Origin of the sequence: Cellulomonas endophytica (assembly GCF_004123805.1) — a bacterium.
Taxonomy (GTDB): domain Bacteria; phylum Actinomycetota; class Actinomycetes; order Actinomycetales; family Cellulomonadaceae; genus Cellulomonas; species Cellulomonas endophytica.
Window position 1 is genome coordinate 1 of sequence record NZ_RWJX01000105.1, and the last position, 9635, is coordinate 9635.

At 78.4% G+C, this 9635-nt stretch carries 8 protein-coding genes; 3 read left to right on the top strand and 5 right to left on the bottom strand.

What is annotated here, in order from left to right; translation table 11 throughout:
- Together EJA20_RS17170 and EJA20_RS17175 are read left to right on the top strand one after the other, a co-directional pair.
- Window positions 1-927: AfsR/SARP family transcriptional regulator (locus EJA20_RS17170; protein ID WP_205687563.1), on the top strand; the 927-nt coding region annotated here is incomplete at its 5' end.
- 24 nt (window positions 928-951) lie between these two features.
- Entirely contained in the window at window positions 952-1518 is a 567-nt protein-coding gene (locus tag EJA20_RS17175) for a hypothetical protein (protein WP_129339749.1), read from the top strand.
- 154 nt (window positions 1519-1672) lie between these two features.
- On the opposite strand, the gene EJA20_RS17180 is transcribed toward EJA20_RS17175, so the two are convergent.
- From EJA20_RS17180 to EJA20_RS17190, 3 genes are all read right to left on the bottom strand, one after another.
- Complete coding sequence (locus tag EJA20_RS17180; protein WP_240675610.1) at window positions 1673-2371, bottom strand: hypothetical protein; 699 nt, start codon at window positions 2369-2371, stop codon at window positions 1673-1675.
- A 96-nt stretch (window positions 2372-2467) separates the two neighbouring features.
- Window positions 2468-3322: a DUF2382 domain-containing protein gene (locus EJA20_RS17185; protein ID WP_129339751.1), complete on the bottom strand. Its 855-nt coding sequence runs from the start codon at window positions 3320-3322 to the stop codon at window positions 2468-2470.
- Window positions 3323-3523: 201 nt separating this feature from the next.
- On the bottom strand, window positions 3524-5347 hold the full coding sequence (locus tag EJA20_RS17190; RefSeq protein ID WP_129339752.1) for a glycoside hydrolase family 35 protein: 1824 nt from the start codon (window positions 5345-5347) through the stop codon (window positions 3524-3526).
- A 22-nt stretch (window positions 5348-5369) separates the two neighbouring features.
- On the opposite strand from EJA20_RS17190, the gene EJA20_RS17195 reads away from it, so the two are divergent.
- Window positions 5370-6395, top strand: coding sequence for a LacI family DNA-binding transcriptional regulator (locus tag EJA20_RS17195; protein ID WP_129339753.1), 1026 nt, complete (start codon window positions 5370-5372; stop codon window positions 6393-6395).
- Between the two features lie 26 nt (window positions 6396-6421).
- On the opposite strand, the gene EJA20_RS19805 is transcribed toward EJA20_RS17195, so the two are convergent.
- Complete coding sequence (locus EJA20_RS19805; RefSeq protein ID WP_129339754.1) at window positions 6422-8332, bottom strand: diguanylate cyclase domain-containing protein; 1911 nt, start codon at window positions 8330-8332, stop codon at window positions 6422-6424.
- 304 nt (window positions 8333-8636) lie between these two features.
- Complete coding sequence (locus EJA20_RS17205) at window positions 8637-9245, bottom strand: hypothetical protein (protein WP_129339755.1); 609 nt, start codon at window positions 9243-9245, stop codon at window positions 8637-8639.
- Window positions 9246-9635: the final 390 nt, after the last annotated feature.

Sequence of the window (9635 nt, forward strand, 5' to 3'; positions counted from 1 at the left end):
GGCGGTGAGGCGGGCGGGGCGAGGGGCCGCGCGGCGGCCGCGCGGGCCCGGCTCGCGGCGCTCGGCGTCCGGACCTCGGCGGCCGACGCCCTGGCCGGGGCGCTGCGCGTGGCCGAGGTCGGGGTGCCCGCCGTCGAGGTCCGCACCCTCGGCGGGCTGCGGGTGCTGCGGCACGGCGTGCCCGTGCCCGCCGGGGAGTGGCAGTCGAAGAAGGCGCGGGACCTGCTCCGGCTGCTCCTCGTCCGGCGGGGGCGGCCGGCCCCGCGCGAGGTCCTCATGGCGGAGCTGTGGCCCGACGAGGACCCGGACCGGGTGGGCAACCGCCTGTCCGTGCTCCTCTCGACGCTGCGCGCCGTGCTCGACCCCGGCCGCGTGCACCCGCCCGAGCACCACGTGACGGGGGACCGCACCACGGCCGCGCTCGTCGTGGAGCACCTCGACGTCGACGTCGAGCGCTTCCTCGCCGGGGCCGCCGCGGGCCTGGCGGTGGCCGCCGTCGACCCCGGGGCCGCCCGCGCCCGGCTCGAGCCCGTCGAGGCGCTGTACGGCGGCGACCTCTTCGAGGACGAGCCCTACGCCGACGGCGCCGCCCCGCTGCGGGAGGAGGCCCGCGCCGCCTACCTGGCGGTCGTGCGCGCGCTCGGCGACGCGGCGGGCGCGGCGGGGGACACGGACCTCGCGGTGCGCTACCGCCTGCGGCTCCTCGAGCGGGACCCCTTCGACGAGGCGGCCCACCTCGCCCTCGTGCGGGCGCTCGACGCGGGGGACCGCCACGGGGAGGCGCGGCGCCGGCACCGGCTCTACCGGGACCGCATGGCCGAGCTCGGCCTGCCGGCCGCACCCTTCCCGGCGGCGCGGACCCGGCTGCGCGTGGTCCGCGGGACCGGTGACGGGCGTGCACCCGAAGGCCACGCTCAGGGCACCTGAAGGGCCGTCCCTAGCGTCGGCGTCATGACCACGACCCGGACCCCGTCCTCCGCCCGCCCGTTCCTCGCCCTGCTCACCGGCGCCCTCCTGCTCGCCACCGCCGCGTGCGGCGGCGGGGACGGCGGGTCGGGGGGGTCGGGCGGGGCGGGGTCGGGCTCGTCAGACGACGACGTCGCCGCCGCCGTCGAGGCGCTCGCCCCGGAGGCCGACGAGGAGGGCACGCCGTTCCCGGCCGCCTGCACGGTCGTCGACGCCGAGGACGTCCGTGCCACCACGGGGTACGCCGTGGACCCGGGGGTGCCCTCGCCCTACGACGAGGGGACGTGCACGTTCGACGACGACTCGGACCGCATCACGGTGCGCCTGACGGCCGACGGCGAGCTCGAGCTGTCCTCGGCGGTCGGCGTCGACGTGGTCCCCGTGGCGGCCCTGCCGGGCGCGACGCGCGTGGACGGCGTCGTCCACGCGGAGGTCGAGGGCGGGTGGCTCGTCGTGTCCACGGGCCTCGCCGGGATCCCGGCCTCCGAGCGGGACGCGGCGGGCGCGGAGGCCCTCGCGGTGCTCCTCGCCGGGCGGCTGGCCGCGGCGTAGGGCCCTGCCCCGTCACCGGCAGGGGTCGGCGGCGGAGCAGGGCGGCTCACGGTAGCGCCCGTCGCCGGGCGGGAGGGGCCGGTCGGTCGCACGTCAGCCGATCGGGTCGGGGGGCGGGCGGCCCCGGGCAGGGGGAGGGGCCGCCCGCCCGCCGTCAGCTGCCGAGGCCCGCCTTGTCGACGCGCCGGTGGAAGCGCATGCCGACGATCCCGCCGAGGATCGCGCCCACGAGGCTGCTCGCGGCCACGATGAGCGCCGCGATGATGCCGCTGGTGGTGAGCTCGCCCTCGCCGACGGGGATGCGGGGGAAGCTGTTGAGCTGCGCGAGCACGTCGTACTGGTTGCCGACGGCGAGCCCGAGCAGGGCCACGACGACCGCGATGACGACCGCCCACAACCACACGGCCACGCCCTGCTTGAGGCCGTTGAACCGGGCCATGCGTCCGGCCACGTAGCCGCCGCAGTAGTAGGCGACGAGCGTGATGACGAGCAGGGCGATGGACCCGCCGATGCCGATGGCCTCGGGGGTGCTGGCGACCTCGTCGGGGTCCGTGTTCGTCGCGACGCTGAGGGCGGTGCCCGCGCCGGCGACGAGCGCCGTGAGCAGCACGGCGGTCCCCGTGGCGGTGAGCCAGCCGAAGAAGGCCGAGCCGATCTTCACGCCGCCGAACTGCTCCTTCTCGCGGGCGACGACGCTCTGGCGGTCCCGCCCGAGCGCCTGCGCGGACAGCGCGCCCGAGACGGCACCGGCGGGTCCGTCGTGCCGCGAGGGGGCGGGCCCGTCGGCGTCGACGGGGGTGGCGCCGGGTGCGCCCGAGGGGCGGTCGTGGGGGCGGTCGTCGGCGGTGCTCATGGTCGTTCCCTTTCGTGACGACGGGGCCGCCCGCGGGTGCGGGCGGCCCCGTCGGATGGAGCTGGGGTGCGGCCGGGGTCGCCGGCCGCGGGCAGGTCAGAGGACGTCGCGGTCCCGGTCCGTGCCCGCCGTGGTGCCGCGGGTCGTCGTGCCGGCGTCGTCCAGCTCGACCTCCTCGTGGCGCGTCTGGGCGGTGACGGTCTCCGTGTCCGTGACCGTCTCCTTGTCGAGGCGCACGCGCTCGACCGGGACCGTCTCGGTGGCGATGACGGGGCGCTCCTCGGTGAGGATCACCTCGTGCTCCTCCGAGCTCAGGTCGGGGCCGGACAGGGCGGCACCGCGGTTCGCGTCCGTGATGGGCTCGCGCTCGAGGCGGACCTCCTCGCGGGACACGGGGACCTGGACGGTCTGCTGCTCCGTCACGACGTACTTGCGCAGGCGGGCGCGGCCGGCCTCGCGGCGCTCCGTGCCCACGTCGAGCCGCTCCTCCGACAGCGTCATGGCGTCGTCGGTGGTGGGACCGGAGGTGTCGTGGCCGACGGTGCCGCGCGCGTCCGTGTCGGCGTAGCCAGCCGTGCCACGGGTGTCCGTGTCGGCGTAGCCCGCGGTGCCGGCGGTGCCGGTCGTGCCCGTCGTCGCGTAGTCGAGGGAGTAGTGGCGGTACAGCGCCTCCTCCTCCTGCGGGTCGAGGTGGCCCTCGGCGTCGATGGAGGGCGCGTTCTTGACCTGGTCCGCCGTGAAGGGGACCGAGAGGCCGTCACCGCTCGTCGTGGCGTCGGCCACGGGCACGAAGTGCTCCTTCGTGCCGAAGAGACCGGTGTGGACGGTCACCCACTCCACGGAACCGCTGGCGTCGTCGAGGTAGACCTGGCCGACCTTGCCGATCTTGGCGCCGTCGGAGCCGTGGACGGTCGTGCCGGCGAGGGTCTGGGCCTGCTGCGTGGTGATCATGGTGTGCTCGCTCTCCCGAATGTCTCGAGGTCGTGATGCTCGTGGGCGGCCGATGGTTTGAAGCCACCCGGGGCACCGGGCTCCCCGGGGGGAGCCGCTCGGTGCGTCGTATCCATGGCACCACGGTTGCGCCGCAGCGCAACCCGGGACGGCCGAGGGGCCGGACGACGGGCCGCCCGGCCGTCCTCCCCTACCGCCCGGTCACTGCTCCGTGTGGCCCAGGTCGGGGGCGGGCAGCGTCCTGGCCACGGGCGCCGCGGCGCCGAGCTCGAGGACGACGAGCGCGTTCGTCCCGGCCCGCGTCGCCGGCCCGGGCACGTAGAGGGTGCGCTGGGGGCCGCGGGACCAGTAGCGGCCGAGCGCGAAGCCGTTCACCCAGGCCAGGCCCTTGCCCCAGCCGCGGGTGTCGAGGAACAGGTCGGCGGGCCCGTCGAGCCGCAGCTCGGCGCGCGCCAGGACCGGGCCGGCGAGGGGGCGGCCGGGGGAGTCCCCGTCGTCCGCGGTGCCGCCACGGGCGGTGTCCACGGCACCGGCAGCCGCCAGGGACTCCACCACGCCGACGAGCCCGTCGTGGTCCACCGCGAGGGTCGACCAGCCGGTCACCGGCACGCCGTCGAGGAGCACGGGCCCGACGAGCCCCTTGGGCTCCCCGAGCCGGGGGCCGTAGTTCACGCGGCCCTGGTCCTCGACGAGGACGACGAGCTCCCCGCGGCCGTGCGGCAGCACGAGGGCGGTGTCGTGGTGGTCGCGGTGCAGCACGCCGACGGGCGCGCCGTCGAGCAGCACCTGCGCGCGGTCGCGCACCTCGGTCAGGCTGAGGACGGCCGGCGCGTCGCCGCCGCCGAGCGTGGCCCGGTAGGCGACGAACCCGCGCCACTGCTGCAGGTCGTCGTGGGTCGGCGGCACGCCGGGGGTGCGTCCCTCGTCGGGGTGCGTCGTCCAGGCGGCGAGCCGCCCGGCGGCGTCGAGGAGGCCGACGACGGGGCGCAGCGGGGCGGTCAGCGCCGGGGCGGGCGGCGCGGGTGCCGGCACCTCGTCGGGGACGGGCGCGTACCGGGCGATGACCTCGCGGAACCGCCAGAACTTCTCCGTGGGACGGCCCGCCTCGTCGATCGGGGCGTCGTAGTCGTAGCTCGTGAGGGTCGGCTGGTAGACGCCCTTGTCGTTGGCGCCGGAGGTGAGCCCGAAGCTCGTGCCGCCGTGGACCATGTAGACGTTCACCGAGGCGCCGGCGGCGAGCAGCGCGTCGAGCTCGGCGGCGGAGGCGGCGGCGTCGGTCGTGTGGTGGTGGGCGCCCCAGTGGTCGAACCAGCCGCACCAGAACTCCGCGCACATGAGCGGGCCGGTGGGCTGGGCCTCCCGCAGGGTGGCCAGGCGCTCGACGGCGCGGGAGCCGAAGGACCCGGTGCGGTGGAGCCCCTCGACCGAGCCGTCGCGCAGCATCTGCGGCTCGGGCTGGTCGATGGAGGTCAGCGGCACCGTGATGCCGGCGTCGCGGGTGATGCGGACGAGCGCGCGCAGGTAGTCGTGGTCGTCGCCGTAGGCGCCGTACTCGTTCTCGACCTGCACGAGCACGACGGGCCCGCCCCGGTCGACCTGGAGGGGGGCGACGAGGGCGTACACCTGCCGCAGGTAGCGCTCGACGGCGGCCATGTACCGGGGCTCGAGGCGCCGCAGCCCGACCTCGGGGTCGGCGGTGAGCCAGGCGGGCAGCCCGCCGTTGTCGAACTCCGCGCACACGTAGGGGCCGGGGCGCACGATGGCGCGCATGCCCTCCTCCTGCACCACGCGGAGGAACGCGACGAGGTCGAGGCGGCCGTCGGTGTCGAACCGGTCGGGCGTCGGCGCGTGCTCGTTCCACATGACGTAGGTCTCGATGGTGTCCAGCCCCATGAGCCGCGCCGTCCGCACCCGGTCGCGCCAGTGGCCCGGGTGGATGCGGGTGAAGTGCAGGGCGCCGGCCAGGAGCCGCACGGGCCGGCCGTCCTCGAGGAAGTCGTGCTCGCCGATCGTGAAGGTGCTCATCGGGGGTAACTATGCTGCCCGCATGGTCGGTCCGGCGACGGCGCGGGCCCGCGCGTCGATCGCCGACGTCGCGGCGGTCGCCGGCGTGTCCACGCAGACGGTGTCGCGGGTGTCGACCGGCTCCCCGGCGGTGCGGCCCGCGACGCGCGAGCGGGTGCTCGCCGCGATGGCGGAGCTCGGGTACACGCCGAACCACGCGGCGCGGGCGCTGCGGTCGGGCACCTTCGGCACCCTCGGCCTCGTCGCCCACCAGCTGGCCCGCACCGGCGAGTCGCGGACCACGGCGGGGGTCGTCGACGCGGCCCGCCGCGAGGGGTACACCCTGGCCCTCGTCGACCTCGCGTCCCCGACGGGGCCGGAGGTGGAGTCCGCCGTCCTGCGCCTGGAGCACCAGTCCATCGACGGGCTCGTCATCATCCGCGCGGAGACCGCCACGCCGGAGACCCTCCGCCTGCCCCCGCGGATGCCGGTGGTCGTGTCCGACTCGCGCTTCATCGGGCACCACCCCACGGTCGGCGCGGACCAGCGGGGCGGGGCGGCGGCGGCGGTCGACCACCTCCTCGCGCTCGGGCACCGGACCGTCCACCACGTCGCCGGCCCCGCGGACTCGACGCCGTCCATCCTGCGCGAGGACGGCTGGGGGCGGGCGCTGAGGGCCGCCGGGCGCCCGCTGCCGCCGGTCCTGCGCGGCGACTGGACGCCGGTGTCGGGGTACGCCCTCGGGCAGCGGCTCGCCGCCGACCCGGACGTCACCGCCATCAGCTGCGCGAACGACGAGATGGCCACCGGCGTCCTGCGGGCCCTGCACGAGGCGGGGCGGCGCGTGCCCGAGGACGTCTCGGTGACGGGCTTCGACGACATCCCCCTCGCCGCCCACCTGCACCCGCCGCTGACGACGGTCCTGCAGGACTTCACGGCCATCGGGCACGCGCTCGTCGAGATGCTGCTGCGGCAGGTGCGCTCGGGGACGCTGCTGTCCGACGAGCGCGTCGTGGTCGCCGCGCCCCTCGTCGTGCGGAACAGCACGGGACCCGCGCCGGCGCGCTGACCGGGCCCCGCCCGGCGGCCGGCGGGTCAGCGGAGCGCTCGGCGCGGGCCGGCGGCCTTGCGGGCGTACATGTCGGCGTCGGCGGCGGCGAGCAGGGCGGTGACCCGGGCCGGCAGGGGCGGCGCGCCGCCCGGCGACCCGGTCGGCGAGGTCACGGGCGGGGCCGGGGCGACGCCGACCGCCCCGCCGACGCGGATCGTCGAGCCGTCGGGGAGGGTGTGGGGTGCGGCGAGCGCGTCCGCGACCCGCCGGGCGAGCGCGTGGGCGTCGTCGGGGTGGGCGAGGGCCTCGGCCACGACGAGGAACTCGTCGCCGCCGTAGCGGGCGGGGGTGTCGGAGCGGCGGACGGTGGCGCGCAGCCGCCGGGCCACCTCGACGAGGAGCGCGTCGCCCGCCCGGTGGCCGTGCCGGTCGTTGACGGACTTGAACCCGTCGAGGTCGACGAACAGCAGCGCGAGGTGGCCGCCGCGCCGGTCCTGCCGGGCCAGGGCGCCCTCGAGGGCGAGCAGGCCGGCGCCGCGGTTCGGCAGGCCCGTGAGGGGGTCGGTCGCGGCCTCGCGGACGGCCCGGTCCATGGCCCAGGCGTTGGCCAGCGCGGCGCTGGAGGGGGTCGCGAGCTCCTGCAGGGCCGCCGCGTCCTCCGGCCCGAGGTCGTCGGGGGCCGCGCCGGCGACGAGCGCCGCGCCCACGACGCGCCCGTCCCGGTGCAGGGGGACGGCGAGCAGGGAGGGCGCGCCGGTGAGGGCGCCCTCGAACACGTCGTCGGCGCGCGTGCTGCCGGCCCCCGCCCGGACGACCGTGCCCGTCTCCAGGGCGCGCCCGCACAGGGAGCCCTCGAGCTCGAGCGCCAGCGACCGCAGGGGGGCGAGGGTGCCGTCGGCGGCCTGGACGACGAGGTGCCCGGCGTGCAGCTCGAGGAGTGCGGCACCGGCCGCCCCCGTGACGTCGCGCGCGCCGCGGCAGACCCGGTCCGTGACGACGGCGGGCACGAGCTCGGCCTCGGCGACGCGGAGCCGGGCCGCGACGAGGGCCTCGCGGCGGTCGGAGGCGTGGGCCTCCCGGGCCCGGCGGTCGTCGGTGGCCAGGCGCCGCCGGTCGTGCTCGGCGGCGAGGGTCGCCCAGCGGCGCACCTGCGCGGCGTGGCCGAGCAGCGCCGCCACGGCGAGGGCGAGGTCGGCGAGGGCGGCCGGGCGGTCGTCGCCCGCGCCGCTCGTCGGGGGCAGCGGGGCGGTGCCGGCCGCGGCGAGCACCGCGCGGCGACCGTCGGGGAGGGCGAGGGGCGTGAGCGCCAGACCCCGGACCCGGCCGCGCCGGCCGTCGACCCAGGCGCTGCCGGCGAGGGCGGGGTCGGCGGCGGCGTCGGCGACCCACCGCGTCCCGCCGCCGTGCAGCAGGGCGACGAGGGGCTCGTCGGCGGGCAGCCCGTCCGCGAGGGCGAGCCCGGCCGGGCCCACGCCCACCAGGCGACGGAGGCCGCCGGCCTCCACGAGGTGCAGCGACGCGGCGGCCGTCCCCGCGACCCGGGCGGCGACGCGCAGCAGCGCCTCGAGCGGTGCGTCGGGTCCTCCCGGGGGCCGGGGGGAGGGAGTGCCCTCCCCCGGCGTGGCGACGGGGCCGTCGGGGCCGTGCTGCTCCGGCCGGCCCTGCGGGGACGGCGGCGCCGGCGTCGTCTGGTCCTGCTCGCCGTCCTGCTGGCCGTCCTGCTGGCCGTCCTGCTGGCCGTCCTGCTGGCCGCCCTGCTGGCCGCCCTGCGGGTCCTGCCCCTCCGGGGCGTGCTTCGGGTCTGGCGCGTCCGGCCCCTCCGGCCCGTCCTGCCCCTGCGGCCCGTGCTGCGGGTCCTGCGCCGCCGGCCCGTGCTGCGCGTGGTGCGGGTGCCGGGGGTGGTGCGTCCTGGCGGTGTCACGGACGTGCTCGCTGTGCCCGGTGTGCTCGCTCACGGGGTCGAGTCTGCGGTGTCGCCAGGACCGCAGCGCACCGGCACGACGACGGGGCAGGACCCGCGCGGACCGGCGCCGGTCCTGCCCCGTCCCCGCCGGTCCGGTGCGCGAGGCCCTGCCCCTGCCCCTGCCCCTGCCCGGTACCGCAGCCGCACCGCGGGGCGGGGGCACGCCCCGGCCGACCGCCGCCCCCTCACCGGACGTCTGCCGATCTCCGGTGCGCGCGCCCGAGGAGAGGCCTCCGGGGTGGGGTGCTGCGGGTGGCGAGGCGCGAGGCGACGTGCCGGCCGGAGAGGGCACGACCTCAGGTGGAGGTGCCGTCGGTCGAGCTGCTGCTCGCGGTGCCGTCGTCGCCCTCGCCCTCGTCGTCGGCCGTGCCGTCGGTCCCGGGCTGCTGCAGGTCGGGGAGGCCGCCGCCACCCATGCCGCCCGGGCCGCCGTCGGGCCGGGTGCCGTCGCCGGGGAAGCCGTCGTCGCCGGGCACCCAGGGGGTCGTGGCGGTGCGGGCGCCGGCGTGGCCGACGGCGTACCCGGAGGCGAAGCCGGCACCGCCCGCCAGGCCGGCCGCCAGCACGATCGCGAGCCCTGCGGCGAGCAGCGGCCGGGCCGACAGGCGACCGCGGAGCCGGGACCAGCGCGAGGGGTGCGGGGCGGCGCCGGGGGCGGCGGCCACGGACCCCTCGGCGGGGAAGGGCCCCCAGGGTCCGGCGGCTCCCGTCGCGCCGACGGTGCCGACCGGCGCCGTCGCGGGTGCGCCCGGGGGCGGAGGCAGGGTGGCCGTCGCGAGGGGCGGGCTCGCGAGCGGTGCGGCCGGGTGCGGCTCGGGGGTCGTCGCCGCCCCGGGGGCGGGCGGGACGGGTGTGGTGCCGGGCGTCGAGGGGCCCGGGTGCTGCGGTGCGCCCGTGGTGCTCATGGGTCGTCCTCCTGGTGGTCGCCGGCCGCGGGAGACCGGTCGTCGGGTACGCGACGAGGGTCGGCTCCCACCCCGCGTCCCCGCTGAGCCGCCCCTGTGCCTGCCCTGTGCACCGCCGAGCCGCCGCCGCAGGGGAGCTGCAGCCCGCGCGACGCACCCGCGCTCAGCGACGAGCAGCCGACCGGCGACCATCGACCGTCGCTCGCACGTCTGTCCGCCCGCATCCCGTCGCCCTGCCTCCCGTCGGCCCGCATCCCGTCGCCCTGCCTCCCGTCGGCCTGCCTCCCGTCCGCCCGTGTCCCCGTCGCCCGCGTCCCTGTCCACCCGTGTCTCCGTCCGCCCGTGTCTCGTCCGTCCATGTCCCCGTCGCCCGCGACCCTGTCCGTCTGT